This window comes from Variovorax sp. KBS0712, from assembly GCF_006323185.2.
In the GTDB taxonomy this organism is placed as follows: domain Bacteria; phylum Pseudomonadota; class Gammaproteobacteria; order Burkholderiales; family Burkholderiaceae_C; genus Variovorax; species Variovorax boronicumulans.
In genome coordinates, this window is record NZ_VCCD02000001.1 from 162,483 (window position 1) to 187,890 (window position 25,408).

Here is a 25,408-nt window from a genome sequence, read left to right on the forward strand (position 1 = left end):
CCCGGTGTGGGAAGAAGCGTTCGGCATGGGGATGACTGTAGGAATCGCACCGCCTTCGCACATGAGCGGAGCGCCCTTTTCTGGGGGAGTCAGGTGTCCCGCGACGGCACGGGGACAGGCATGACAAAACGCCTACCCCGCAGGGCAGGCGAAAGCGCAGGCGCGCTTCAGATCACCTGCGCGTCGCGCAGTGCCTCGAGCTGCGCCTCGCCCAGGCCCAGTTCGCCATACACCTCGGCGTTGTGCTGCCCCGTGCGCGGCCCCGTGGCGGCCGGGCGCACGCCTTCGCGCCCCACGAAGCGCGGCACCGGCGCCGGTGCGGGCACGGTGCCGAACTGCTCGTCGGGCACGTCGATGAAGGCACCGCGTGCCTGCATGTGCGGATCGGCCCGCAGGTCGGCGATCGAATACACCTTGCTGTAGGGCACGTCTTCGCGGTCCAGCCGCACGGCCAGTTCCGCGAATGGAAGACTGCCGCACCAGTCGGCAATGATGCGGTCCAGCGCCTCGAGGTGGCGGATGCGCGCGGCGTTGTCGGCAAAGCGTGCGTCGGTGAGCAGGTCGTCGCGGTTGATGGCACGGCAGATGCGCGCGAAGATCGGCCCACCCGTGCCCACCAGCGTGAACCACACGCCGTCGAGCGCGCGGAACACGTTGGACGGCGCGGTGTAGGTGGCGCGCGAGCCCGTGCGCTCGCGCACGACCCCGCCGATGCGGTGCTCGGCCGCCAGCGGATCGAGCAGGCGCGACATCGCCTCGGTGGCCGACAGGTCGATCTCGGCGCCCCGCTGCCGATCGCGCGGCAACGCATTGCGCTCGGCCAGCGCGGTGCTGATGGCGAAAGCGCCGAACAGGCCCGCCACCACATCGCCCAGCGGGTAGTTCATGTGCTGCGGCGGACCATCGGGCTCGCCGGTCAGGTGCGTGAACCCGCTCATCGCTTCGAAGATGCGCGCAAAGCCCGGCCGGCGCGCATACGGGCCGGTCTGGCCGAAACCCGTGAGGCGCAGCACGATGAGGCGCGGGTTGGCCGTGTGCAGCGTGGCGATGTCCAGGCCCCAGCCGTCCAGCGTGCCGGTGCGGAAGTTTTCCACCAGCACGTCGAAGCCGGCGATGAGCCGCAGGAACAGCGCGCGGCCCTCGGGCTTGCGCACGTCCAGCGAGATGCCCTTCTTGCCGCGGTTCGCGGTCTTCCAGAACAGCGGGTGGCCCTCGTGCACCGGCGTGAGCCCGCGCAGCGGATCGCCGCCACCCGGCAGCTCGAGCTTGACGACGTCGGCGCCCATGTCGCCGCACAGCGTGGCCGAGAACGGCGCGGCGAGCACGGTCGCCATGTCGAGAATGCGCACCCCGTGCAGGGGCGCGTGGTCGGCAGGCTGGCCCATCAGTTGCCCTTCAGGTCGACGCGCTTGAGCACGGGGTCCCACAGCTTGCGGTCGGCGGCAATGCGCTGGCCGTAGGCGGGCAGCAACGGGTCGAGCGCGGCCGCGCCCAGCTTGGCCAGCTTGTCCTTCACCGCGGGCAAGGCCTTGGCCAGTGCCGCGCGCAGCGGACGCGTCACCGCATCGGGCGTGCCCTTGGGCGCGACGATGCCCACCCACAGGCCGCTGTCGAAGCCCTGCAGGCCCAGCTCGGCGAAGGTGGGCACGTCGGGCGCCGAGGGCGAGCGCGTGCGGCCGGTCTGCGCCAGGATGCGGATCTGCCCGCTGCTCATGTAGGGCAGCGTGCCGCCGAGGTTGTTGCACATCACCGGGATGTGGCCCGCGATCAGGTCGTTCACCGCCGGCGCGTTCCCCTTGTAGGGCACGTGCTGCATCTTGATGCCGGCCTGGTGGTTGATCATTTCGCACACCAGGTGCGAGGGCGTGCTCGGGCCCGCGGAGCCAAAGGCGAGTTGGCCGGGCTTGGCCTTGTCGGCGGCAATGAGCTCGGGCAGCTTCTGGTACGGCGTCTTCGCGTTGACCGCTAGGACGTTCGGCAGGTCGGCCACCAGGCCCACGGGCACGAAGTCGTCCACCGGGTTCCAGGTGAGGCCCTTGTGCACGTAGGGCAGAAAGATGTTGGTCAGGCCCGCCATGAGCAGCGTGTAGCCGTCGGGCGCGGACTTGGCCACGAGCTCGGAACCGATGAGGCTGCCGGCGCCGGGCTTGTTCTCCACGATGACCGGCTGGCCCAGCGCATGGCCCAGCTCCAGCGCCACCTCGCGCGCCACCAGGTCGGTGCTGCCGCCGGCGGGGAAAGGCACGACCAGCTTCACGGGGCGGTCGGGGAAGGCGGCAAGGGCCAGCGAGCCGGCCAGGCCGAATGCAAGGCCGGCAGCCACGTGCGAAATTTTCTTGATCAAGGACGTCATCGTCAGTCTCCAGTTTCTCTGTGTGTTCAACGTGTCAGTGCGTGAGGAAGCGGCGCCCGAGCGTGGCGCGGTGCAGCTCGGAGGCGCCGTCGTAGATACGGAAAGGCCGCAGCTCGCGCACGATGAGGGCGATGGGCGCGTCCTCCGACATGCCCAGTGCGCCGCACATCTGCGCCGCGCGGTCGGCCACGCGGTTCAGGGCTTCGGACACGAAGACCTTCGTCATCGCCGACTCGGTCTTCACCGACAGGCCCTCGTCCATGCGGCGCGCGCAGTCCAGGCTCATGAGCCGGCTGGCATGCAGGTCGATGTGGCAGTCGGCCACCATCGCCTGGACCTGCTGCAGGTCGGCCAGCCGATCACCGAAGGACGTGCGCTCGCTCACATAGGCCTGCGCGATCTCGAGCGCGCGCCGCGCGCGGCCCATGAGGCGCAGACAGTGCGACAAGCGCGCAGGCTCCAGCCGCTGCTGCGCCGCCACGAAGCCCGAGCCCACCTCGCCCAGCACCGCGTCGGCGCCCACGCGGCAGGCGGTGAAGCGCAGCTCGCCATGGCCGCCCACGGCGAAGGGGTCGACGGCGCGGATGGCGCGCACCAGCGAAAGGCCCGGGTGGTCCATGCTCACGATGAACTGCGTGGGTCCTTCGTCCGTCTGCGCCAGCACGATGCAGAAGGCCGCGCCCACCGCGCCGGTGATGAACCACTTGTGGCCGTCGATGACCCAGCCATCGCCCTCGCGCCGCGCGGTGGTGCGCAGCATCGACGGGTCGGAACCCGCGCCGGGTGCCGGCTCGGTCATCGCGAAGCACGAGCGGATGCGGCCCTCGGCCAAGGGCCGCAGGTAGTGCTGCTGTTGCGCGGGCGTGCCCTGGCGCAGCAGGCTGATCATGTTGGGCTGGTCGGGCGCGGCGCAGTTCAGCGCGGCCGGGCCCAGGTAGCTGCGGCCGGCCTCCTCGAACACCGCCGCGCGCTCGACCGACGACAGGCCGAGCCCGCCCTCCTCCAACGGCATCTGCGGCAGGTACAGGCCCAGCTCGCGCGCGACCGGGCGCAGCTGCGACAGCGCGGCGTCGAGCGCCAGCGGGTCGTGCACATGGGCATTCGATTCGAGCGGAATGCAATGCCGCTCGACGAAGTCGCGCACCCGTGGCACGAGGTCGGTGCGCACGTTCATCGCGCGCCCGCCTCGCGCAGCGCCAGCTTGGCGATGTTGAGCTGGTGGATCTGGCTCGTGCCCTCGTACAGGCGGAACAGGCGCACGTCGCGGTAGTAGCGCTCGATGGGGCTGAAGTCGGCCACGTAGCCCGAGCCACCGAACATCTGCACCGCGCGGTCGGCCACGCGGCCGCACATCTCCGACGCGAAGTACTTGCACATCGAGGCCGACAGGGCCACGTCCTCGCCGCGATCGCGCGCGCGTGCCGCCTCGAGGATCATCGAACGCGCCGCGTAGATCTCGGTGCGGCTGTCGGCGATCATGGCCTGCACCAGCTGGAAGTTGGCCACGGCCTGGCCGAACTGGTTGCGGCCGCTGGTGTGCGCCATGGCCAGGTCCAGCATGCGGATGGCCGGGCCCGTGCACAGCGCCGCCAAATGCAGGCGCTGCTTGTTCAGCACCTTCATCACCGTCTGAAAACCCATGCCCTCGCGCCCGCCAATGAGCTGGTCGGCGTGCACGCGGCATTCGTCGAAATGCACGTCCGACACGAACGAGCCGGCCTGGCCCATCATGCGGTAGGGCGCGCCCGTCGTCAGGCCCGGCCCGCGTTCGACCAGGAACGCCGACACGCCCTTGCTGCCCTTCGAGCCGTCTTCGGTGCGGGCGATGACGGTGAACACATCGGCCACCGGCGCGTTGGTGATGAAGCGCTTGCTGCCGTTGAGCACGTAGTGGTCGCCCTCGCGGCGCGCGGTGGTCTGCACGTTGCTCGCCTCCGAGCCGGCCTCGGGCTCCGTCAGCGCCAGGCAGCCGGTGAGCTCGCCCGTGGCCATGCGCGGCAGCCAGCGCTGCTTCTGCGCCTCGGTGCCGTCGGCCACCAGCGCTTCGGAGCCGATGCCCGTGTTGGTGCCCACGCGGGCGCGCAGCGCCACCGACGACTGCGACAGCTCCATCGCGCACAGCACCAGTTCCTCGGTCGTGAGGCCCAGGCCGCCGTACGCCTCGGGAATGCTCCAGCCGAAGTAGCCCTTGCGGCGCAGTTCGTCGACCACGTCGGGCGGGATGTCGTTGTCGCGGCTGACCTGGTCTTCCAGCGGATGCCAGCGTTCGCGAACGAAGGCGCGGATGTCGGCCCGCAGGGCCTCGAAGTGGGGAGTGTCTCGGATCATGGTGGCCGCGACTGTAGGAAGCAGGTCCACAATTGCCGGCACTGAATTTCAATCATTGAAACTGCGATTCACTCCCATGCCCCGCCCTGTCCAGAATCGCCGCCAGCCCATGAAGCATTCCGACGACCTGCGCCGGGTGCGGGACGAAGACCCGTACATCGCCGGCACCCTGGCCAAGGGCCTGCTCATCCTGCAGACCTTCGTGGGTGACCCGCGCGCGCACGCCAACAGCGAGTTCGCCGCCAAGCTGGGCCTGTCGCGCCCCACCGTCTCGCGCCTGTGCCGCACCCTGCTGACCATGGGTTTCCTGGACCACGACGAACGCCTGGACCGCTACTTCATCGGCCCCGCCGCCGTGGCGCTGTGCTACCCCTACGTCATCAACACGCCCATGCTGGCCCTGCTGCGCCCGGCCATGCAGCAGCTGGCCGACCGCGTCGAGGGCGCGGTGTCGGTCGGCGTGACCAGCGACCTCGACGTGGTCTACCTGGAAACCTGTGCCCACGAGGGCGGCACCCTCAAACGCCCCGGCGTGGGCGCCGTGCGCGGCATCGTCGAAACCGCCATGGGCCGTGCGTGGCTGGCGCAGCTGCCCGCGGGCGAACGCCAGGAGTTCCTGGCCCGCGTGAAGCACGAGCGGCCCGACGAGCACGCGCGCTGCCTCGAAGGCGTGCGCGAGAGCGTGGCGCACTACGGCAAACGCGGCTTCGCGATCAATCTTGGGGATTCAGGTTTTGGCGTGCTTGCCGCAGGCGCCGCCGCACGCATCCGCTACGGGCCGCGCCGGCTGCTGTTCAACTGCGCGGTGCCGGGGTTTCGCTGGAAAAAGGCGCAGCTGCTGGACACCATCGGGCCGGGGTTGATGCAACTGGTGGAGGCGGCGGATCGGCAGTCGGGGTTGCGGTGAGGGGTCGCGGATTGCGGGATTCGTGATCCGTACCGGGACGGCGTCTGGCTGCATTGCGCAGCAACGCCGAACGCTGCGCTCAGCGCACCAGGCCGCGATGCTCTTAAAATGAGAGTAATTCTCAATTGCATCGCCTTCCCTCTTCATGCTTTCCGCCGACACCCACACCGTGCACGCGCTCTACACCGAGCATCACGGCTGGCTCAGCACGTGGCTGCGCCGGCGCCTGGGCTGTGCGCACAGCGCCGCCGACCTGGCGCAGGACACCTTCGTTCGCGTCCTGCTGCGACCGCAGGTGCTGCCCACGTTGCGGGAGCCGCGCGCCTACCTGACGACGCTGGCCAAGGGCGTGGTCAGCGAACACTGGCGCCGGCAGGCCCTGGAGCGCGCGTACATCGATGCGCTCGCGCAGGTGCCCGAGGCGCTGGCGCTGTCGCCCGAAGACCGCCTGCAGCTGCTGCAGACGCTGGACGCCATCGACGCGATGCTGGACGGCCTGCCGCCCAAGGCGCGCGAGGCTTTCGTGCTGTCGCAGCTCGAAGGCCTGACCTACGCACAGATCGCCCAGCGCCTGGCGGTCAGCGAACGCACCGTCAAGCGCCACATGGCCCTGGGCTTCGCGCATTGCCTGGCGCTGGTGGAATGAGCGCACGGCCACCCGCATCCGCACCCGACAGCGCCGCGCTGGGCGAGGCCGCGCAATGGCTGGTGCGGCTGCACTCCGGCCGGGCAGGCGAAGCGGACCACGCGGCCTGCGCGGCCTGGCGCCATGCGGACCCGGCGCACGAGCGTGCATGGCAGCGTGCCGAGCGCCTGTCGCAACAGTTCGGCGCCGTGCCGGCGAACATCGGCGTGCCGGTGCTGGCGCGCCAGGCACGCGGCAACCGAAGGGCCGCACTGCGCACGCTGGCCGTCCTGGCGACTGCCGCGCCGGCCGCCTGGCTCGCCTGGCGCCTGGCGCCGTGGGACAGCTGGACCGCCGACCACGCCACCGCCACCGGTGAACGGCGCGACGTGCGGCTGGCCGACGGCAGCCGCGTGCTGCTCGACACCGGCAGCGCGATCGACGTGCGCATCGACGGCACGCAGCGCACGGTACGACTGCGCGCGGGCGCCATCCGGGTCACGACCGCGGCCGACGCGCGCCCCTTCATCGTGGAAACGGTGCAAGGCCGGCTGCGCGCGCTCGGTACGCGCTTCACCGTGCGCCTGGGCGACGACGCGCACGAGACCGCATCGCCCGATGTGCGTCTGGCCGTCACCGAAGGCGCGGTCGAGGTCACCTTGCGCGGCGCGTCGTCGCCTGCGGGGATCGTTGCGGCCGGCCGGCAGACCGTGTTGAACGCCCAGGGCGCCTCGGCCCTCACCGCCGTCTCACCCGAGAGCCAGGCGTGGACACAAGGCGTGCTCTACGCCGAGAACATGCGCCTGGCCGACTTCTGCACCGAGCTGTCGCGCTACCGGCCCGGCCTGCTGCACTGCAGCCCGGAGGTGGCGAACCTGCGCCTGTCCGGTGCGTTCCAGCTGCGCGATACCGACTACGTGCTCTCGATGGTGGCCACCACGCTGCCCGTGCAGGTGCTCACGCGCACGCGGTGGTGGGTGACGGTGGTGCCGGCCTGAGATCGAAAATTTTTTCGCTGATTCCTGTCCCTTTTTGAAGCCTGGTCGGGCAAGCCATGGAGCCGTGCTGCGAGTACGGCAAGAACAGGACCACCGAACCATGGCATTGCCCTCCTCCCGCACCGCGCCCATGCGGCCACTTTCCCTTTGCGTGCCCGCGCGCCCGAGCGCCGTGACCCACGGCGTGAGAACCCTCTGCCTGGCCTTCGCGCTCGCCGCTTCAGGCGCCGCGACCGCACAGACGAACCCGCCGGCAGCCGCCACCGAGGCCTACGACATTCCCGCAGGCGCACTGGGCCCGGCGCTGTCTCGCTTCGCCGCACAGGCCGGCGTCACGCTGTCCTTCGAGCCCTCGCTGACAGAAGGCCGCCGCACCGGTGGATTGCGCGGCACCCATGCGGTCGGCGACGGCTTTTCGCGACTGCTCGCGGGCACCGGCCTCGAAGCGGTCGCACGCGCAGGCGGCGGCTACACGCTGCGTCATCCGGCACCGGGCGCGACCCCACCGGCCGCACCCGCGGACGCGCAGAGCCACCTGCTCAGCGAAGTGCGCGTCACGGCGCAGGCCGAGCGCAGTGCGATCACCGAGGGCTCGGGGTCATATGCCAGCCGCATCGTCACCGTCGGCAAGGGCGAGCAGACGCTCAAGGAAATCCCCCAGTCCGTCACGGTGGTCACGCGCCAGAAGATGGACGACCAGAACCTGCACACCATCGACGACGTGCTGGCGCAGACCACGGGCATCACGATGTACGACAGCCCGATGGGCGGGCGCTATGTCTACTCCCGGGGCTTTCGCGTGGACAGCTACCAGTACGACGGGGTGAACCGCGCCTTCTACTACCCCCAGGCCAACAGCTTCACGAGCAGTGCCGCCACGCTGGATCGCGTGGAGGTGGTGCGCGGCGCCACGGGCCTGCTGCAAGGGGCCGGCTCGCCCAGCGCCACGATCAACATGGTGCGCAAGCGTCCGACGGCCGACAAGCAATTGCAGTTCTCGGCCAGCGCGGGTTCATGGAACAACTACCGCGCGGAGGTCGACGCCAGCGGCCCCCTGAACGAAGCCGGCACGCTGCGCGGCCGCGTCGTCGCGAGCGGCAACGACCGCGACTACTTCTACGACACCGCGAAGAGCCGCACTGGCGTGCTGTACGGCGTGCTCGCCGCCGACATCGGGCCGCAGACCGTGCTCACCCTGGGCGTCAGCCACGAAAAACTGCGCGCCACCCCATTCTTCCAGGGCTTGCCGAGCTACAGCAACGGCGCCGACCTGCACCTGCGCCGGTCGACCTACCTGGCGGCCGACTGGAACCGCTGGAAAAGCGCGCAGACCTCGGCGTTCGCCGAACTCGCGCACCGCTTCGATGCCGACTGGTCGCTCAAGGTCACCGCCGGCTACGTGCGCGAGCAGCAGGACATCAAGTACGCCTTCCCGCTGGGTGCCGTGAATCCGGTGACCCTGGCGGGCAACGTGATGTACGGCGGCCTGTTCGATTTCAAGACCGACAACAAGACACTCGACCTCGCCGTCAACGGCAAATTCGACGCCTTCGGCAGAAGGCACTCGGTGAGCTTCGGCGCCAACACCGGACGCATGTTCAACCACAGCGACTTCTCGCTGATGCAACTGGCGGGCGTTGCCAACAACGTCTTCGCACCGGTCTCGGCGATCGCCGAGCCGAGCGACGCGACCTTCGTTGCCAGGCGCTACCGCGGCGGCGACACCGAGACACGCATCACCCAATCGGGCGCCTACGGTGTCGCACGCCTGAGCCTCAGCGATCCGTTGACGCTGGTCGCCGGCGCCCGCGTCACGCGTTACCGGGCCAGCGATCGCGACCGCATCACCGGCGACCCGGCGACCGCGCCCTATCGCGAAAACGGCGTTCTGACGCCCTATGGCGGACTCATCTACGCCCTGACTCCGCAATGGTCGGCGTACGTGAGCTATGCCGACATCTTCCAGCCACAGAACGCGATGACCGCCGCCGGCGACATGCTGCCGCCCGTCAAGGGCCGCAACTACGAGGCGGGCCTGAAGGGCGAACTGCTCGACGGCAAGGTCAACGCTTCGCTGGCGCTGTTCCGACTCGACCAGAACAACCGGGCGCAGGAAGACCTGGTCAATGTCTGCACGAGGAGCACCTACTGCTCCGTGTCCACCGGCAAGGTGCGCAGCGAGGGGCTCGACGCGGAGATCAGCGGCGAAGTGGCGCGCGGGTGGCAGGTGTTCGCGGGCTACACGTTCAACCACTTCAAGTACCTGAACGACACGGCCAATGCCGGCATCGATTTCGCCAGCACGTATTCGCCCAAGCACATGGTGCGCGTGTGGACCGAGTACCGCCTGCCCGGCGCGCTGAACGCCTGGACGCTGGGCGGCGGCGTGAACTTCCAGACCGCGAGTTCACGCACCACGGGCGCGATCAAGCTGGAGCAGGCCTCGTATGCGGTCTGGAGCGCGCGCGTTGCCTACCAGATCAACCGCAACTGGTCGGCCGCACTGAACGTGAACAACCTGTTCGACAAGACCTACTACCAGACCGTCGGTGCGCCGGCCTGGGGCAATGTCTACGGCGAGCCGCGCAGCGCCATGGTGACCTTGCGCGGCACCTTCTAGGCAGGATGGCCGCCTGCCCAGGCAGGCGGCCATCCTGCCAGATGCCTAGGGGAAAAGAACGGCGCCTCCACGATTGAGGTCCGCCAGCAATGCGCCCTGAACATAGACCGCATAGTCCGCGAAGAACATCGCGGCGCCCCCGCTCGCTCCGGTAGGAACACTCAGGCCGGAGTAGAAAAATCCTTGGCTCGCCTGGTCATTGAGTCGCGCGAGTCCTTCGGTCGTATTGATATCGACCGGGCCTCCAGGCATTTCATCCGAGAAGCGATAGGCCACCGCCGCGGGCTTGCTGCTGTCGAGTTCGTAGGTATTGAAAACGCCTCGGACGGGCTGTCCGCTGCGGTTCGCAAAGTACTCGAAATAGCCCCTGTAGCGGAATCCGCTTTGACCGCGGCTGGTGAGTTGCGGCTTGGGATCGGAGACGATGGGTTCGAACGCGTAACTGTAGGTCGCCCCTGCGGCTGCAGAGCTTTTGACGACGATCGCATTCACGCTCGGGCTGAGACCCAACTCCGTATTCAGGAAGCGATAGCCTTCCTGTCCCCACGCATTCAACTGTGCGATGAAGTCTGCCGGCATCATCAGATCGAAGCTGAACTTCCGATAGGTGTAGGTGACGGGCTGACTTTCGTTCCTGACCAGGATGAAGCTGGCCTTGCGGATGGCGTTGAGGGAATCGTCCAGGGTATGCGTCTCCCCCACCAGGTGGTGCAGCACATAGCCCTTGGCGCCCTCGTCTTCCAACCGCTGCAGCAGCGCGTTGCTGGCCCCGTCCCAGCCATCGCGACCGGAGAAGGTGAGCGTGAATTCCTTGTAGCTGTATTTGTCGTTGGCGGCTTGCGGATTGACATACAACGAATTGCTTCCCACGGGGCGCATGCGGACACTGCCCTTGGCGCCCTGGTCGTTCAGTTGCTGCAAGACGGCCGGCACGGATGCGATGTAGGAATCCTTGTCCCCGTCCCAGGCGGACGGGAGCGTCTCATATTGCGCGGGTGCGGGTGTTCCGGGTTCCTGGGTTCCAGGTTCCTGCGTTCCTGGGCCTGGCGTTCCAGGCCCCTGCGTCCCGGGCCCTTGCGTCCCGGGCCCTTGCGTTCCAGGGCCTGGTGTTCCAGGGCTTGGTGTTCCTGGCCCTTGTGTTCCGGGGTCGTCCGTTCCAGGCCCGATAAGCCCCACGGGGAAGCCACCGCCACCTCCGCCCCCGCTGCCACCCCCACATGCCGCAAGCATCAAGGCGACTGCCGTTGCAGCAGCCACTGCAGATTTTCTGAATTTCATTCCCTTGCCTTTCAATTTTGTCGAAGCCAATGCTGCCGATATGGCAACGTTGTCCATGGCGATCGGGCCTCCCAGCGTGGCCCGTCAGATCGCCGTCGACGTTTGTATGGCTGGCGGCGGAAATTTCCCCATGCCGAAAGTCACACAGCCTGAAAGCTATGGGAAATTGATATTTGGTTGTGAGGCAGTTATGACTAATTAGAACCATGAGATTGGAAGAGAGACGGCGTCGTCCCTTTCCAATATCGAGAATATGTACGTGACGATTCGTGATTTTCCTTCCCGATCTAGTCTTCTCATCTGACTTTGAAAAGGAACGACTTGGCAAGACGTCTATGAAGCCAGAATCGCCCCACGAACAGCGCCGTGGCAATGGCGAGGAAGACAATCAGGTCACCGGCGACGGGTCTCTGAAGTACCGGGTCGCTGGAGAAAAAATCCGCGTCTTCCCGGTGACGGATGTCAGGTCCGCCATCGCCTGCAGGAGCGCAGCGGCGCTCACCGGCTTGAACAGCATCGGCACCCCCGATGACTGTGCACGCCGCAGTTGCTGCGGGGCCGTCTCGCCAGTTATCAGCAGAAGGGGAATGTCGAGCTGAAAGCGCTCGAGCAGGCGCAGGCCGACCTCGAGTCCATCCCCCCCGTCGGCCAGCCGGTAGTCGCACAAGAGCATCGAGAACGGAAGGCTTTTCGCATCCGGGTGCGTCAATGCTTCGACCGCATGCGATTCGTCCGTCACAGCCACCACATCGACGGCGTGCGCGCGCAGCAGTGCCGCCATGGCCAGGCGAATCTCCGCTTCGTCGTCGATCAGCAGCACCGGCCCGGGCAGGTTCGGTGCAGCAAGGCTGCGATGCGCGGGCATCTCCAGTTCATCGAGCAGCAGTTCGGCCGGTGCGGTGATCGCTGCCTCGGCTTGCGGCAGGACCACGCGGAAATGCGTGCCACGTCCCGGTCGCGAGTGCACCTCGATCGGGTGAGACATCAGGTGCGACAGGCGCTGGACGATCGACAGCCCGATTCCGAGTCCGCGCGCCCGGTCGCGGCCCGGGTTGTCGACCTGATAGAACTCCTCGAAGATGCGGCTCAACTGCTCAGGCGCAATGCCGACGCCGGTGTCACGAACCTCCAGCCACACCTTGTCTTCTCGCCGCCGCGCGACCACGCTCACACCACCCTCGTGGGTGTACTTCAAGGCGTTGTCGACCAGATTCGAAAGCAGGCGGAACAGCAGCTGGATGTCGCTGCGCACCCACATGCCGCTGGCACGGATGCGCAATTGCAGACCCTTCTGCTCAGCGTAGGGGGTGAAGGTCTGGTTGAGGACAAGAAGCAGCGCATCGAGTTCCAGTGCCTGCGGTTCAGACACGACGACGCCTGCATCGAGATGCGACACGTCGAGCATCGTGTCCAGCGACGCGCCGAGCGCGTCGACGGCGCGCATCAGGCGTTTGGCATTCGTTCTTTCAGGATGGTCGTGCAGTGCGGTTTCCATGGCCGCGCCGAACAGTGCAATGGCATGCATCGGCTGGCGCAGGTCGTGACTGGCCGCGGCAAGAAAGCGGGTCTTCTCCGCGCTGGCTCGCTCCACGGCGGCGATGCGTTCGCGCAACTGTGCGGCGAGCATCTCGTTCTCGAACTGCAACATCAAGGAGGCTGTCAGCCGCTTGTTCTGCTTCACCCCTTCGTGCAGTGTCAGTACCAGATTGGCGAAACTGAAGAGCGCCAGAAACCAGTGCAGCGTGCCACCGTGCCAGATCAAGGCAAGAATCAGCCCGCCCATCACGGGGATGCCGCAGCCGAACATGGCCCCCTTGATCGGCCAACGGGCCTGAATGGCCCGGGTCCAGCTGACCATGATCACGACGATCACAACGGTCGTCATTGCCGGGCTCTGGATGAGCACGAGGAACAAGGCGCATGGCAGCGCCGTGGTCACGCTGACCAGCGTGACGATCCACGTGTAGCGGCGCGCCCAATGGTGGCTTTCGGACAAGGGGACATCCGGCGTCCACCGCGGCGCAAGCAAGGCATACAGATTCATCGACACGACGGCGGCGACCATGCCGATCACCAGCAGGTGGTGGGTCGAATCGATGTTGAAGTAGCCGAAGATGCCAATGGCAATGGCGAAGCCGATGTGCGCACAGGTGGCCGTCGTGTGCGCGGCATACACCGAGGCCACGTGTTCGCGGAGCACCCGATGGTCCAAATCAGCGGCCGCCGGGGCCTGATGCATCGACCGGGCAGCGTCATTCATGAATTGGGCCCTTCGTTCTTGTTTCTTCGACGATCGCGTTGCACCTCCTGCGGTGAATCAACGCAGGCTGCTGATCAGTTCCGCGCGCGATTGCACACCGAACAGCAAGAGGATCGTCGAGACATAGTTCTTCACCGTGCCTTCGCGCAACTCGGCCAACAGTGCGATCTCCTTGTTGGACTTGCCTTCGAGAATCATCTGCAGCACACGCGCCTGGCTTCCTGTCAGCGAACTCAGGGCGCCACCGGCGGCGCGGCGGGGTGCGCGCGCAACCCACCTGGACGTACCTGGCAGGCCATCGACAACGTCTCTCCCGAGCAGGCCGCAGGCACGGATGAAGCTCACCACCTCCTTGAGGTTGGCCGATTTCGGCAAGAACGCGCTGGCGCCCTGAGCCAACGCACTTTGCGCAATGGCGTTCTGGGCCAGCGCGGTGGCGCCGGCGCCCGACAACGCGACCACGCGGGCCTGCGGATAACGCTGGAGAAAAACGGACACGCCGCTCAGGCCTCGTGTGTCAGGAAGTGCCAGATCGAGCAACACCAACCCGATGCTCGCCTGAGAGCGCTCATACACAGCCAGTGCCTGCGCCATGCTGCTGGCCTCAAAGACCTCGACCGCCGGCCCGTCGGGCGAGGCCTGCGCCTGGAGCAAGGCACGCACGCCCAGGCGCACCAGGTCGTGGTCGTCCACGATCAGGATGGCTGATGCCCGGGTCGACACAGGAATGCTCATGGCGCGCATGTTAGGGTCATGCGCCGCCGGCCGAAAGTGACGAAAGTCAACTCACCAGCAGACCTTTACTCCTTTTTCAGCCCGATCTGCGGCGCAATCTGCCCAAAGCGCGCAAGGTCTGACCGGGCCCGCGCCGCTGACTCAGCAGGCGAACTGCCAACCGGCATCCACCCCGCATCGATCAAGCGCTGGCGCGCCTCGGGCCGCGCCATGCCCTGGACGATCACCACGTTGAGCCTGTCGATGACGGCCTGCGGCGTGCCCTTGGGCGCGGCCAGCCCGAACCATCCCGAAGTCACGAAACCCGGCAGCCCCCGCCTCCTGCGCCGTGGGCACGTCGGGCATGGACGACAACCGGGCCGACTTCGCCATCGGCGCCTACAACGACGACGCGCAGCGCCCCGGCTTCATGCGCTCACGCCGGCTGTGGTCGGTGGACTTCGCCTGCTTCATGCGCAACGACCATCCGCTGGCGAAGCTGGACAAGATTCCGCTGAAAAAATTCCTGGCCGCCCGCCACCTCGACGTGAGCCTGGCGGGCCGTGTCGGTGGCATCTACGACCGCGTGCTGCAAAGCCGCGGCCTGCAGCGCAACCTCGTCAGCACGGTGAGTCACTACTCCGCCGCCTACGAGGCCGTGCGCCGCTCCGACCTGATCGCCGTGCTGCCCTGGTCCGAGGGCCTGGAGACGATGCGCATGACGGGCCTCAAGCGCGTGGCCCCACCGCTGGCGGCGCCGCCGCGCACTGTCGAACTGGTCTGGCACGAGCGGCACGAGACCTCGGCGCTGCACCAGTGGTTCATTGCCCTGGTGGTCGAGATGCTGGCGCGGGAACCGGCTGCGCGCACTGCGCGGGCTAAGCCCGGAACCAGATCCTGAGCGTCACGTACATCGCGTAGCCCAAGCCCAGCACGCACCACGCCAGGAAGAACATGTTGGCCCAGTAGTCGCCCGCATGCGCCGCCAGCGTGTAGACCTGCCCCACGCAGCCCTTTCCGACGCACGGCACCTCGCCCCGGACCAGGGCGCGCAGCATCGCGAAGAAGAGGTAGCACGCCACGCCAGCGGTCAGCAGGAATCCGACGGGCCCAACGAGCCCCTGGGTGAGTTCGCCCTTCTCATCGCGATAGCCCTTGCGCAGCAGCTTCTGTCCGTACCTGTACCAGGCATATCCGAGCAGGAGCATCAGGGCGTAGTAGAGGAAGGCGCGCATGGGTCCTGTGATCGTCGGGGTGTGGCGGGGGTGAGTGCTTCGGCAAGGATCGTAGCCGAGCAACTCACGCTCGCCATCCGCGCCCGCTACCGCGCGCTTGCCACGATGGCGATGCCGCGAATCTGCCCGGCGCCGGGCGCGTCCACCGGCTTCGCGTAGCGCGACGGCGCAAAGCGGTGCAGCAGCTCGGCCTCGCGCAGGCGCGCCGCGTCCAGGTTCGCCAGCTTCACATGGCCGAAGCCGCGCACCGACAGCGGCAGCGCCGCGATGCGCGCGGCGGTCGGCTGGTTGTCGGGGGTCAGCGCGGTGGCCATCTCCTGCAGCAGGCGGTCGAAGTGATCGATCAACGCGCGCTCGGTGCGGCGTTCCGCCGTGTGGCCGAACAGGTCGAAGGGCGTGCCGCGCAGGCGCTTGCCGTGGGCCAGCCACTTCATCGCCGGCAGCATCCATCCACCGAGGCGCACCTTGGCGGGCGCCTGCCCGTGCGCGGGGCGCGAGAGCAGTGGCGGCGCCATGTGGAACTCGAGCTTCAGGTCGCCTTCGAACTGGTCCTGCAGCTTCTGCAGGAACGCGCCGTCGGTGTACAGGCGCGCCACCTCGTACTCGTCCTTGTAGCTCATGAGCTTCAGCAGGCTGCGCGCCGCGTTGCGTGTGAAGGGCAGGCTCGCATCGCCGCCCGGCATTGAGGACTCGACCGCCTGCAGTGCACGAATGCGCTGGTCGAAACGCGCGGCCCACGCGGCGTTCTGGTAGCCGGTGAGATGGCGGCGCGCATCGGCGAGCAGCGCTTCCAGCGGGCGGTCGTCGACCTGGTGCGCTGCAGCCTCGACCGGTGCCGCGCGCAACTGATCGAGCGCCGCCGGGTCACCGGCCGCGAGCCGCCCCAGCGAGAACGCCGACTGGTTGGCCGCCACGGCCACGCCGTTGAGTTCGATCGCGTGCATGAGCGCCTCGAGGCTCAGCGGCACGAGGCCGCGCTGCCACGCATAGCCGGTCGCCACGATGTTCGCGGCCAGCGTGTCGCCCAGGAACTCCTCGGCCAGGCTCTGCGCATCGAAGGTCTCGACCTGTTCCTCGCCCGCGACGAAGCGCATCTTCTCCAGCAGCAGGTCGACGTGCAGGTCGGCATCGGGGTTGCGCAGCGACTCGGCCACGGGAATCTCGTGGATGTTCGCGAGCACGCGCGTGCGCCCGTGCCGCACGGTCTGCAGCGCGTCGGCCGAGGCGCCCACCGCCACGTCGCAGGCGAGGATGGCGTCGGCCTGCTGCGTGTCGATGCGCACCTGGTTCAGCCGCTCGGGCGTGTCGGCCAGCCGCACGAAGCTCAGTACCGAGCCGCCCTTCTGCGCGAAGCCCATGAAGTCGAGCACGCTGGCCGACTTGGCCTCGAGGTGCGCGGCCATCGCGATGACCGCGCCCACCGTCACCACGCCGGTGCCGCCCACGCCGGTCACGAGCAGGTCGTACGGGCCGGTCCACGCATGCGGCGCGGGATGCGGCAGCGCCGCCACGCGGTGCAGGAAGGCATCGCGCCCGGCCGCGAGCGCCCCGCTCTTGCGGCGCAACTTGCCGCCAGTGACGCCCACGAAGCTGGGGCAGAAGCCCTTGGCGCAGGAGTAGTCCTTGTTGCAGCTGGTCTGGTCGATCTTGCGCTTGCGGCCCATCGGCGTCTCGTGCGGCAGCACGGCCACGCAGTTGCTCTGCACGGTGCAGTCGCCGCAGCCTTCGCACACGGCCTCGTTGATGAACAGGCGCTTGGGCGGATCGGCCAGCTCGCCCTTCTTGCGGCGGCGGCGCTTCTCGGCGGCGCAGGTCTGCTCGTAGATGAGCACGGTCACGCCGGGCATCTCGCGCAGGCGGCGCTGCACCTCGTCGAGCGCGGCGCGGTCATGGAACTCGGTGCCCGCCGGAAACTTGTTCTTGATGGCGTCGTAGTGGTGGATGGCATCGCTCACGACCACCACCTTGGTGACGCCTTCCGACTCCACCTGCCGCGCAATGGCGTCCACGCTGATGACGCCGTCGACCGGCTGGCCGCCGGTCATCGCGACCGCATCGTTGAACAGGATCTTGTAGGTCAGCGTGGCCTTGGCCGCCACGGCCTGGCGGATCGCGAGGTAGCCCGAGTGGTAGTAGGTGCCGTCGCCCAGGTTCTGGAACACGTGCGGCGTCTTCGTGAACATCGCGTGCGAGATCCAGTCGACGCCCTCGCCGCCCATCTGGATCAGGCCCGCCGTGCTGCGGTCCATCCAGTTGGCCATGAAGTGGCAGCCGATGCCCGCGCGCGCCGTCGAGCCTTCGGGCACCTTGGTGCTGGTGTTGTGCGGGCAGCCGGCGCAGAAGTACGGCAGGCGCTTGACCGCATCGCTCGCATTGCCCAGCAGCTCGGGCGGCGTGAAGTCGCGCACATGCTGCAGGTGATCGCCCAGGTCGTGGTTCTCCGGAAAGTGCGCGGCCAGCCAGTGCGCGACCAGTTCGATGAGGCGCGAAGGCCGCAGCTCGCCGAGCGCCGACACCAGCGGCTGGCCCGCGTGGTCGTGCTTGCCCACGAGCACGGGGCGCGCCTCGGGCGGCGCGTTGTAGAAGATGTCGCGCAGCTGCGTCTCGACCACCGCGCCCTTCTCTTCCACGATGAGGATCTCGCCGAGCCCGCGCGCGAATTCCTTGAGGCGCGTCTGCTCGACCGGAAAGCTCAGGCCCACCTTGTACAGCCGCACACCGGCGCGCGCGAGCTGATCGGGCGAGAGTTCGAGCCGGCGCAGCACCTCCATCAGGTCGTGGTGCGCCTTGCCGCAGGTGACGATGCCCACCTTGGCATGCGGGCTCACGATGACGTGGCGGTCGATGCTGTTGCGTTGGGTGAAGGCGGCCACGGCCGCGAGCTTGTCTTCCAGCCGCGACTCGATGCGCAGCGACGGCAGGTCGGGCCAGCGGTAGTGCAGGCCGTCGGGCGGCGCGGCGTGGCCGGTGGCGGCGCGCACGGCGTCGGCGTCTTCCCAGGCGGCCACGCGCGCGTTCACCGCATCGAGGTCCACCGTGCCCGCGCTCTCGACGATCTCGGACAGCGCCGCCATGCCGACCCACGCGCCCGAATAGCGCGACAGCTCGTAGCCGTACAGGCCGAACTCCAGGTACTCGGCCACGCTCGCGGGCTGCATCACGGGCATGCGCCAGGCCATGAAGGCGTGGTCGCTCTGGTGCGGCATCGACGACGACACGCAGCCGTGGTCGTCGCCCGCCACCACCAGCACACCGCCGTGCGGCGACGAGCCATACGCATTGCCGTGCTTGAGCGCATCGCCCGCGCGGTCCACGCCCGGGCCCTTGCCGTACCACATGGCATACACGCCATCGACGGTGCGCTCGGGGTCGGATTCCACGCGCTGCGTGCCCAGCACCTGCGTGGCGGCCAGCTCCTCGTTCACGGCGGGCACGAAGCGGATGCCGGTCTTCTTGAAGCGCTCGCCGGCCTTCCAGATGGCCTGGTCGACCATGCCCAGCGGCGAGCCGCGGTAGCCGCTCACGAAGCCCTGCGTGTGCAGGCCGCGTGCCGCATCGCGCTGTTTCTGCATCGCCAGGATGCGGATCAGCGCCTGCGTGCCGGTGAGGAAGACCGAGCCAGCATCGGCCCAGAGGTTGTCGGAGAGTTGGTAGTCGGGCCGTCGGAGTGCGGTCGCTTCAAGTGGGGCGTTCATGCCCGGAATTGTTCTGCGCCCCCCCAAGTAAGTGTTTCTTCAATACACTGGCGCAGACCCTTGTTTGAAGAAGAATTCACTCGAAAACCACGATGAACGTCGGTTCTGTTTCTCTTGACGAGCATTGCCTCAAGATTCTTTCTGCACTGCAGCATGACGGCCGGCAGACCGTGCAGCAGATTTCCGAGGCCGTCGGCCTGTCGCCCACGCCCTGCTGGAAGCGCATCAAGGACATGGAGGCGGCCGGCGTCATCCGCGGCTACACCGCGCTCGTCGATCCCGAACACGTGGGCCTGCACGTGTCGGCCGTGGCCGAGGTGAACCTCGACCGGCACAGCGAGGCGATGGTGCAACGCTTCGAAGAAGCCGTGGCCGCAAGCCCGCAAATCATTCGCTGCGTGTCGGCCACCGGGCCCGCGGACTACATCCTCAACGTGACCGTGCCCGACATGAAGCACTACGAGCGCTTCCTGCACGAGGTGCTGTTCAGCCTGCCCGGCGTGACGCACGTGCGCTCGAGCATCGTGCTGCGCGAGATCAAGTCGGAAACGGCATTGCCGCTCGGGCACCTGCTGGATGCGAAGGCCGGGCTGGCAGGGTCACGGCGGTCGCCGTGAGGCGTGGCGCAGCGCGCCTCTAGCGTTTGCGCCGGATGACGTACGCGTTCTGCGCCAGCTCGAAGCCAAGCGTCGGGTAGTAAGACATCGCGTCAGGTGCCGAGAGAAGGATCAGCGACACCTCGTCGCCGATGATCGCCTGCGTGCGCTGCACGAGTTCCCGGCCGATGCCATGGCCCTGGTACTTCTTGTCCACCGCCAGGTCCGACAGGTAGCAGCAGTACGCATGGTCGGTCAGCGACCGCGACAGCCCCACCAGTTCGTTGTCGACCCAGGCCGACAGCAAGAGGCTGGGCGCGGCGAACATCCGCGCAATGCGGGCGAGATCGTTCGTGGGGCGCTTGATGCCGGAGCGGTCGAAAACGCGGGCGACGTCGGCCGGGTCCAGGGGCACGTCCTGGCGGTATTCGATGGTGATGTTGTTCATGAATTTCTTTGCGTAGCTCCCAGGCTCATTCCGTCTCGGAAGACCCGAGCTTCTTGAGTTCGGCGAACTTGGCCGCCATCGTCGGGTTGCCGCGCGTCAGTTTCTTGATCGTCACGTCCTGCGCCTTGTCGTTCGCAAGGCGCAGGTTGCGGTCGGTGCCGAGCAGCGCTTCCTTCGTCTTCTGCAGGTGGTCGATCGACTTGTCGATCTCCGCGATCGCCTTCTGGAAGTGGCCATGGGCCAGGTCGTAATTCCTGCCGAAGGCCGCCTTGAAGGTTTCCAGCTCGGTCTCGAACTTCGTGATGTCGATGTTCTGCGCCTTGACCAGCGCCAGCTCCGACTTGTACTTGAGCGAATTCATCGCCGCATTGCGCAGCAGCGTGATGATGGGCAGGAAGAACTGCGGGCGCACGACATACATCTTCGGGTAGCGATGGAACACATCGACGATCCCGGTGTTGTAGAGCTCGTTGTCGGGCTCGAGCAACGACACCAGCACCGCGTACTCGCAGCCCTTCTCGGTGCGGTCCTTGTCGAGTTCCTTCAGGAAGTCTTCGTTCCTGTTCTTCGTGGCCGTGCGGTCGTTCTCGTTCTTCATCTCGAACATGATCGAGACGATCTCGGTGCCGGCCTCGTCCGCGTCGCGGAAGATGTAGTCGCCCTTGCTGCCCGTGCGCGCGTCGTTGTCCTTCTCGAAATAGGCGCGGGGAAACGCCATCGACCGGATGCGGTTGAACTCGGTCTCGCAGTGCTGCTCCAGGGTCTCGCCCACCATCTTGGTCGACAGGCGCGCCTTCATGTCCCGCAGCCGCTCGATCGCGTCGTCGCGGTCCTTGATCTGCGTTTCGTACTTGTCCTTGAGCGATTTCTCGGCCAGCTGCTTCTCGAGCTCCGCCCGCTCGAGGCCGCTCTTCCACTGATCCCGCTCCTTCTCGACCACGCTGACGGCCTCGCTGATCGCGAGCTTCTTCGCCACCTCGATGGCGTCGAGTCGCGCCTTCAGTTCCTGGATTTCCACGTCCTTCGCGGCGGCGCTCTTCTGCAGCTCGCCCACGTGCCGCGCCTCGGCAAGCGCGGTGGCGGCCAGCTTGTCCTGCTTGGCCTTTTCGAGCTCGTTCGCGAGCGCGTCGCGCTCCCGTTCCACGGCGCCCAGGGCCTCGCTCACCGCGAGCTTGCGCGCGACATCGCCGGCCTCGAGCTTCGCCTTGAGTTCCTGGATCTCGCCGTCCTTGGCGGCGGCGGCCTTCTGCAGTTCGCCGGCGGCCCGGGTCTGGGCGAGTTCGACGGCGGCGCGCTTGTCGCGCTCGGCCAGTTCCAGCCGCTCGTGCAACTGCTTCTCGAAATCGCCGTCGCGCACCTGCTTCAGGATGTCCGCGTAGCCGGCTTCGTCGATCTTGAATGCCTTGCTGCAATGGGGGCAGATGATTTCGTGCATGGCTATGTGCGCTCCGCCGTCGGGGTGGGCGTCGACAAGAGAGAGGGTGCAGCGAAGCGCCGCGCCGTTCGGGCGGGATCGCAGGGAGTGATGCTGTTCATAGGGTCAGGGACATGGAGCCATCCGACTGTAGCCGGACGGGGAGCGCCGGCGAGCGGCAGGCGCTTGAAGACCGGGCCGACGTCTGCGAGCGAGTGATGCGTTCTCGATCACGTTGCTAGAATCGCCGCTGCAAAAATCGACTCTGACCTGTTCAGAGCTCCATCCAGCCGTAAGCGTTTACGTCAACCAACGCATCACCAGTGGCACCCGCATGCCGACTGGCGGTGCGCGTGGGTCGCTTCGGTGCTCATCGTCCCGCCCATTCGACCGGCTGGTGCTGCCTTTGAAAACTCAAGGAGCGGCGCTCGATGACGAACGTCCAAACAAATTCTTCTTCCCTGCGCACGTTGGTCTGGATGACCCTCGCGCTTTTTCTCGCTTACCTGTCTGTCGCGATGTCGATGCCGGCCGTGACGCTCCATGTGTCGCAGACGCTGGGCCTGGGCAATGTCGCGTCCGGCCTGGGCGTCGGCATTGCCTTTTTGTCCACCATCCTCAGTCGCGGCTGGGCGGGTCGGCTGGCTGACGAACGCGGCGGCAAGGTCGCCATGTTCCGGGGCCTTGTCCTCTATGCGGCGGCATCGCTCCTGTGCTGGGCCTCCTCACTGCCGATGCTGGGCCATGGCGTCGGCGCGTACCTGGTTCTTCTGGTGGGGCGTCTCGTGCTCGGCCTCGGCGAAAGCTTCGCGCTCGTCGGCATGCTGGGCTGGGCCATGGCGGCCATGGGCCCCGCGCGGTCCGGGCAGGTCATGGCACTGGTCGGCACCGGCATGTACGGCGCTTTCGCGGTGGGCGGCCCGCTGGGCCTCTGGCTGCTGGAGCGGCTCGGCTTCGCCGGCCTGATGGCGGGCAGCATCGCCCTGCCGCTGGTCAGCGGCGCGATGCTGTGGTCCATCGCGCCCGCCATGTCGGCACAGGGGCGCCGTGCGCCCTTCTCCGATGTGCTGGGACTCATCTGGAAGCAAGGCGCGGTCGTGGGCCTGCAAGGCGTTGGCTTTGCCGCCTTGGGCGCGTTCTTTCCCTTGTACTTCCTGGCCCATGGCTGGCAGGGTGCCGGCTACGGACTGACATGCTTCGGCCTGGGCTTCGTCCTGGTGCGACTGCTGGCGGGTCGCTTGCCCGACCGCATCGGCGGCACCAGGGTCGCGCTGGTCTCCCTCGCGATCGAGGCCGTGGGTCAGGCGCTGCTGTGGCTGGCGCCCCATCCCGTCGTGGCGATGGTGGGCGCACTGCTGACCGGCATGGGGTGCTCGATGGTCTTCCCCGCCATGGGACTGGAGGCCGTCAAGCGCGTGCCCGCCCACCTGCGCGGAACGGCCATCGGCGGCTTCGCGGCGTTCCAGGATCTGGCGTACGGCGTCACAGGCCCGATGGCGGGGCTGATTGCCGACCACTACGGTCACGACAGTGTGTTCCTGGTGGGGTTGATCGCGACGGTTGTGGGGATCGGGATGACGTGGCGGCTTGCGAGGGGGTCGCAGGCCGGGCGGGCATCGACGCTGGCCTGAGGCTGTGGCAGGTCGACCGAAGGCCTGCTCCAAGCCGGGATTTCAAGCAAAGGACCGTCGATATTTGACGAGCCCGCGCTTGATCGAGGCATCGAAGCCGCAGCGCTCGAAGAACCGATGGGCGTCCTCACGCTCCACCGAACTCAGCAACATGATCTTCGAGCAATCGCTCGCCGCACAAAACGCCTCGACCTCCCGCATCAGCGCGGCCCCGACCCCTCGGTTGCGAGCAACCACGTCGACGACGATGTTCTCCACGACAGCGAACGGCTGCCGCCCGTACATCACGTCCTCGCACAGCGAGACCAGCACCGTGGCGCACACCTGGCCATCGATCTCCGCAACAAGAAGCGCCGTCCTCGGGTCTTCGGACAACGCCTGAAGGCGTTCGGGCAGCACGCAGCGCGCCGTGTCTGCGACCAGTTGGCCGTAGAGCGCATCGATGCGGGCGGCGTCCTCAAATGTCGCACGTCGAACCTGGAGGGACGGGGCGGGCATGTCAGTTGTCTTCATGAATGAAGTCTGCTTCAGGAGAAGTCCGCTTCTGACCGAAATTGACTACGCGTCGAACCAATGGGCATGCATCTGCCGCAAGAACTCATCGGACAAGGGAACCCCCGACGCAGCGCCGATGACCGAGTCGATGGCGCATCTCGGGCACAGCGCGGTCGAACCTTGATCGGTCCATTCAACGATCTCCACTGGCGAGAACTTTGCGAAGCAATAGAAGCAGCCGCAGACCTCACTCGTCTCGATCTGCTCTCTGTGGTTGCTGCTGAAAGCGTGCGCAGAAATGATGTCCACGGTTGGCTCCTGGCCCTATCGTTCGCCATGGGGCAACTTCGCCACACCGCGAACCTTCGTCCAGTACTCGTCCTGAACGTCTGCGTCAACGATGGGCCGAACATGCGTCGCGTAGAGGGCATCTCTCCCATCGCGTCGAGGCCCTGAAATCCAATAGTGCTCGCCGGTCTCAACGTCGAAATAGTTCGACTTGAAACCGTCCCCCTTCAGGCTGCGGAAGGACTTCCCTGCGTAGTACAGCGTGGCCCCGGACTTGGAGCACGTGACTCGCCCAATGCGAGCGGGCCCCGTCAGGCCGCCTGTCTTCGCTTCGATATACATGATGCGGCTTGCCATCAGCTCCTGCTCCCGTTGTGATGAAGGGGAAGTTGTTCCGGACCACTCTTGGCGGCATTCTGCCGTCAGGCCGATCTCCACCGCACCTCGCTGAACCGCATGCGTCGAAGGTCGCCCTGCGACTCCAATCGCCCGGACTCGACAAGCAGGGCAACCCGTCTCGCGAAGAACGCATCGGGAACGTCCTCCGTGTGATCAGGCATCGACAGCATCGCCATGCCAACCACGCGCGCCACCTTGCGCCATTGGCCGGTCACTTGCGAAAGAAGCGCCGCGTCGATGAGCGCCAGGTCCGACTCAGGCAGCCTGGCTACCTGCTCACGCTCGGCGGGTGAGAGTTCGGTGTCGAAAGTGTCGTTGTCAGTCATTGTTCTGAAACCCCATGAGGCGTGCCCCGGGTGGACATCCGCTTCCGGCCAGATTCTGCCGAATACCTTGCACCTGCGAGGCATGCAATGCCCACATAGACTGTCCTCATGTCCCAATCCGCGCCGGCCTTCAGCACATCGTCCACCACCCACAACTACGCCGAGAAGACCGTCCGCCTGGTGCCAGGCCTGCACGACCTGCAGACGATGGCAGCCCTGCTCGTCGCCGAGCGCGCGCCGGATGCGGCCCACGTGCTGGTCATCGGCGCCGGTGGCGGCATGGAGTTGAAGGTGCTCGCGCAGGCTCATCCCCGATGGCATTTCGTCGGCGTCGATCCGTCGCAGCCCATGCTCGACCTCGCCGCGGAAACGCTCGGCCCGCTGGTCGAGCGGGTCGCGCTGCACCACGGCTACACCGACACCGCACCCGAAGGCCCGTTCGATGCAGCGACCTGCCTGTTGACGATGCACTTCCTGACGCTCGATGAACGCAGGTCGACGTTGAAGGAAATTCGTCACCGCCTGAAGCCCGGTGCGCCGTTCGTCATGGCGCATCTCAGCTTTCCCCAGGCGGACGGAGAACGAGAGTTGTGGCTCTCGCGCTATGTCGCCTTCGCAGCGGCTTCCGGTGTCGATCCGGACAACGCACGCAAGGCTGCCTCCGCGATCGGTTCCACGCTGACGCTGCTCAGCCCGGCGCAGGAAGAGGCACTGCTGGAAGAGACGGGCTTCACCAACGTCCGCCTGTTCTATGCAGGCATGGCATTCAGGGGCTGGGTCGCGCAAGCCTGAGCCGAA

22 protein-coding genes and 1 pseudogene are annotated in these 25,408 nt (G+C 67.1%); 8 read left to right on the forward strand and 15 right to left on the reverse strand.

The genetic code is table 11. The features are described from left to right. Positions 1-167: 167 nt before the first annotated feature. From FFI97_RS00705 to FFI97_RS00720, 4 genes are read right to left on the reverse strand one after another with little or no spacing between them, the layout of a single operon-like run. Complete coding sequence (locus FFI97_RS00705; RefSeq protein ID WP_139702496.1) at positions 168-1,385, reverse strand: CaiB/BaiF CoA transferase family protein; 1,218 nt, start codon at positions 1,383-1,385, stop codon at positions 168-170. After that, a complete protein-coding gene (locus FFI97_RS00710; RefSeq protein ID WP_139702497.1) occupies positions 1,385-2,353 on the reverse strand; it encodes a Bug family tripartite tricarboxylate transporter substrate binding protein in 969 nt (322 codons plus the stop codon). Before FFI97_RS00710 ends, FFI97_RS00705 begins: the two co-directional genes overlap by 1 nt. Positions 2,354-2,387: 34 nt before the next feature. Further along, complete coding sequence (locus FFI97_RS00715) at positions 2,388-3,527, reverse strand: acyl-CoA dehydrogenase family protein (protein ID WP_139702498.1); 1,140 nt, start codon at positions 3,525-3,527, stop codon at positions 2,388-2,390. After that, positions 3,524-4,681, reverse strand: a complete 1,158-nt coding sequence (locus FFI97_RS00720) for an acyl-CoA dehydrogenase family protein (RefSeq protein ID WP_139702499.1) — start codon at positions 4,679-4,681, stop codon at positions 3,524-3,526. The genes FFI97_RS00715 and FFI97_RS00720 overlap by 4 nt, the downstream gene beginning before the upstream one ends. Before the next feature lie 109 nt (positions 4,682-4,790). Between FFI97_RS00720 and FFI97_RS00725 the strand changes: the two genes are divergently transcribed. From FFI97_RS00725 to FFI97_RS00740, 4 genes are all read left to right on the forward strand, one after another. Further along, the gene (locus tag FFI97_RS00725; RefSeq protein ID WP_240531139.1) at positions 4,791-5,588 is read left to right on the forward strand and encodes an IclR family transcriptional regulator; all 798 of its coding nucleotides are present in this window, start codon (positions 4,791-4,793) and stop codon (positions 5,586-5,588) included. Between the two features lie 145 nt (positions 5,589-5,733). Continuing rightward, positions 5,734-6,234: a sigma-70 family RNA polymerase sigma factor gene (locus tag FFI97_RS00730; protein WP_139702500.1), complete on the forward strand. Its 501-nt coding sequence runs from the start codon at positions 5,734-5,736 to the stop codon at positions 6,232-6,234. Further along, the gene (locus tag FFI97_RS00735) at positions 6,231-7,211 is read left to right on the forward strand and encodes a FecR domain-containing protein (RefSeq protein ID WP_139702501.1); all 981 of its coding nucleotides are present in this window, start codon (positions 6,231-6,233) and stop codon (positions 7,209-7,211) included. Before FFI97_RS00730 ends, FFI97_RS00735 begins: the two co-directional genes overlap by 4 nt. Positions 7,212-7,311: 100 nt before the next feature. Continuing rightward, the gene (locus FFI97_RS00740; RefSeq protein ID WP_260684863.1) at positions 7,312-9,831 is read left to right on the forward strand and encodes a TonB-dependent siderophore receptor; all 2,520 of its coding nucleotides are present in this window, start codon (positions 7,312-7,314) and stop codon (positions 9,829-9,831) included. A 45-nt stretch (positions 9,832-9,876) separates the two neighbouring features. Here the strand turns inward: FFI97_RS00740 and FFI97_RS00745 are convergent, their stop codons facing one another. From FFI97_RS00745 to FFI97_RS00765, 4 genes and pseudogenes are all read right to left on the reverse strand, one after another. After that, positions 9,877-10,764, reverse strand: coding sequence for a hypothetical protein (locus FFI97_RS00745; RefSeq protein ID WP_185993527.1), 888 nt, complete (start codon positions 10,762-10,764; stop codon positions 9,877-9,879). Positions 10,765-11,497: 733 nt separating this feature from the next. Further along, the gene (locus FFI97_RS00755; protein ID WP_139702504.1) at positions 11,498-13,369 is read right to left on the reverse strand and encodes a hybrid sensor histidine kinase/response regulator; all 1,872 of its coding nucleotides are present in this window, start codon (positions 13,367-13,369) and stop codon (positions 11,498-11,500) included. A gap of 57 nt (positions 13,370-13,426) precedes the next feature. Beyond that, positions 13,427-14,104, reverse strand: coding sequence for a response regulator transcription factor (locus FFI97_RS00760; RefSeq protein WP_260684864.1), 678 nt, complete (start codon positions 14,102-14,104; stop codon positions 13,427-13,429). A 65-nt stretch (positions 14,105-14,169) separates the two neighbouring features. Next, a pseudogene (locus FFI97_RS00765) lies at positions 14,170-14,433 on the reverse strand (tripartite tricarboxylate transporter substrate-binding protein); the annotation flags it as partial. 14 nt (positions 14,434-14,447) lie between these two features. Between FFI97_RS00765 and FFI97_RS00770 the strand changes: the two are divergent. Further along, positions 14,448-14,984, forward strand: a complete 537-nt coding sequence (locus FFI97_RS00770; RefSeq protein WP_139702507.1) for a LysR substrate-binding domain-containing protein — start codon at positions 14,448-14,450, stop codon at positions 14,982-14,984. On the opposite strand, the gene FFI97_RS00775 is transcribed toward FFI97_RS00770, so the two are convergent. Together FFI97_RS00775 and FFI97_RS00780 are read right to left on the reverse strand one after the other, a co-directional pair. Next, on the reverse strand, positions 14,962-15,318 hold the full coding sequence (locus FFI97_RS00775) for a hypothetical protein (RefSeq protein ID WP_139702508.1): 357 nt from the start codon (positions 15,316-15,318) through the stop codon (positions 14,962-14,964). The two genes, FFI97_RS00770 and FFI97_RS00775, sit on opposite strands and share 23 nt — an antisense overlap. 86 nt (positions 15,319-15,404) lie before the next feature. After that, positions 15,405-19,013 carry an indolepyruvate ferredoxin oxidoreductase family protein gene (locus FFI97_RS00780; protein ID WP_139702509.1) on the reverse strand — a complete coding sequence of 1,203 codons (3,609 nt, stop codon included), beginning with the start codon at positions 19,011-19,013 and terminating at the stop codon, positions 15,405-15,407. Positions 19,014-19,105: 92 nt separating this feature from the next. Between FFI97_RS00780 and FFI97_RS00785 the strand changes: the two genes are divergently transcribed. Continuing rightward, positions 19,106-19,630 carry an Lrp/AsnC family transcriptional regulator gene (locus FFI97_RS00785; RefSeq protein WP_062474115.1) on the forward strand — a complete coding sequence of 175 codons (525 nt, stop codon included), beginning with the start codon at positions 19,106-19,108 and terminating at the stop codon, positions 19,628-19,630. Between the two features lie 19 nt (positions 19,631-19,649). On the opposite strand, the gene FFI97_RS00790 is transcribed toward FFI97_RS00785, so the two are convergent. Continuing rightward, the gene (locus FFI97_RS00790) at positions 19,650-20,057 is read right to left on the reverse strand and encodes a GNAT family N-acetyltransferase (protein ID WP_139702510.1); all 408 of its coding nucleotides are present in this window, start codon (positions 20,055-20,057) and stop codon (positions 19,650-19,652) included. A 25-nt stretch (positions 20,058-20,082) separates the two neighbouring features. Then, a complete protein-coding gene (locus tag FFI97_RS00795) occupies positions 20,083-21,492 on the reverse strand; it encodes a DUF2130 domain-containing protein (protein ID WP_095745864.1) in 1,410 nt (469 codons plus the stop codon). A 410-nt stretch (positions 21,493-21,902) separates the two neighbouring features. On the opposite strand from FFI97_RS00795, the gene FFI97_RS00800 reads away from it, so the two are divergent. After that, positions 21,903-23,102, forward strand: a complete 1,200-nt coding sequence (locus FFI97_RS00800) for an MFS transporter (protein WP_139702511.1) — start codon at positions 21,903-21,905, stop codon at positions 23,100-23,102. 42 nt (positions 23,103-23,144) lie between these two features. On the opposite strand, the gene FFI97_RS00805 is transcribed toward FFI97_RS00800, so the two are convergent. The 3 genes from FFI97_RS00805 to FFI97_RS00820 form a co-directional block, all read right to left on the reverse strand. Then, a complete protein-coding gene (locus FFI97_RS00805) occupies positions 23,145-23,615 on the reverse strand; it encodes a GNAT family N-acetyltransferase (RefSeq protein ID WP_221937654.1) in 471 nt (156 codons plus the stop codon). A 45-nt stretch (positions 23,616-23,660) separates the two neighbouring features. Then, positions 23,661-23,906: a cytoplasmic protein gene (locus FFI97_RS00810; RefSeq protein WP_070061189.1), complete on the reverse strand. Its 246-nt coding sequence runs from the start codon at positions 23,904-23,906 to the stop codon at positions 23,661-23,663. Between the two features lie 401 nt (positions 23,907-24,307). Continuing rightward, positions 24,308-24,610, reverse strand: coding sequence for a DUF3658 domain-containing protein (locus FFI97_RS00820; protein ID WP_185993528.1), 303 nt, complete (start codon positions 24,608-24,610; stop codon positions 24,308-24,310). Between the two features lie 108 nt (positions 24,611-24,718). Between FFI97_RS00820 and FFI97_RS00825 the strand changes: the two genes are divergently transcribed. Then, entirely contained in the window at positions 24,719-25,402 is a 684-nt protein-coding gene (locus tag FFI97_RS00825) for a class I SAM-dependent methyltransferase (protein ID WP_139702513.1), read from the forward strand. Positions 25,403-25,408: the final 6 nt, after the last annotated feature.

Coding starts and splice junctions, on each gene's coding strand:
- FFI97_RS00710 (WP_139702497.1), bottom strand. CDS start 2,353: ATGACGTCCTTGATCAAGAAAATTTCGCACGTGGCTGCCGGCCTTGCA.
- FFI97_RS00735 (WP_139702501.1), top strand. CDS start 6,231: ATGAGCGCACGGCCACCCGCATCCGCACCCGACAGCGCCGCGCTGGGC.
- FFI97_RS00780 (WP_139702509.1), bottom strand. CDS start 19,013: ATGAACGCCCCACTTGAAGCGACCGCACTCCGACGGCCCGACTACCAA.
- FFI97_RS00820 (WP_185993528.1), bottom strand. CDS start 24,610: ATGACTGACAACGACACTTTCGACACCGAACTCTCACCCGCCGAGCGT.
- FFI97_RS00790 (WP_139702510.1), bottom strand. CDS start 20,057: ATGAACAACATCACCATCGAATACCGCCAGGACGTGCCCCTGGACCCG.
- FFI97_RS00770 (WP_139702507.1), top strand. CDS start 14,448: ATGGACGACAACCGGGCCGACTTCGCCATCGGCGCCTACAACGACGAC.
- FFI97_RS00725 (WP_240531139.1), top strand. CDS start 4,791: ATGAAGCATTCCGACGACCTGCGCCGGGTGCGGGACGAAGACCCGTAC.
- FFI97_RS00795 (WP_095745864.1), bottom strand. CDS start 21,492: ATGCACGAAATCATCTGCCCCCATTGCAGCAAGGCATTCAAGATCGAC.
- FFI97_RS00760 (WP_260684864.1), bottom strand. CDS start 14,104: ATGAGCATTCCTGTGTCGACCCGGGCATCAGCCATCCTGATCGTGGAC.
- FFI97_RS00775 (WP_139702508.1), bottom strand. CDS start 15,318: ATGCGCGCCTTCCTCTACTACGCCCTGATGCTCCTGCTCGGATATGCC.
- FFI97_RS00715 (WP_139702498.1), bottom strand. CDS start 3,527: ATGAACGTGCGCACCGACCTCGTGCCACGGGTGCGCGACTTCGTCGAG.
- FFI97_RS00755 (WP_139702504.1), bottom strand. CDS start 13,369: ATGAATGACGCTGCCCGGTCGATGCATCAGGCCCCGGCGGCCGCTGAT.
- FFI97_RS00705 (WP_139702496.1), bottom strand. CDS start 1,385: ATGGGCCAGCCTGCCGACCACGCGCCCCTGCACGGGGTGCGCATTCTC.
- FFI97_RS00825 (WP_139702513.1), top strand. CDS start 24,719: ATGTCCCAATCCGCGCCGGCCTTCAGCACATCGTCCACCACCCACAAC.
- FFI97_RS00740 (WP_260684863.1), top strand. CDS start 7,312: ATGGCATTGCCCTCCTCCCGCACCGCGCCCATGCGGCCACTTTCCCTT.
- FFI97_RS00785 (WP_062474115.1), top strand. CDS start 19,106: ATGAACGTCGGTTCTGTTTCTCTTGACGAGCATTGCCTCAAGATTCTT.
- FFI97_RS00805 (WP_221937654.1), bottom strand. CDS start 23,615: ATGAAGACAACTGACATGCCCGCCCCGTCCCTCCAGGTTCGACGTGCG.
- FFI97_RS00730 (WP_139702500.1), top strand. CDS start 5,734: ATGCTTTCCGCCGACACCCACACCGTGCACGCGCTCTACACCGAGCAT.
- FFI97_RS00720 (WP_139702499.1), bottom strand. CDS start 4,681: ATGATCCGAGACACTCCCCACTTCGAGGCCCTGCGGGCCGACATCCGC.
- FFI97_RS00800 (WP_139702511.1), top strand. CDS start 21,903: ATGACGAACGTCCAAACAAATTCTTCTTCCCTGCGCACGTTGGTCTGG.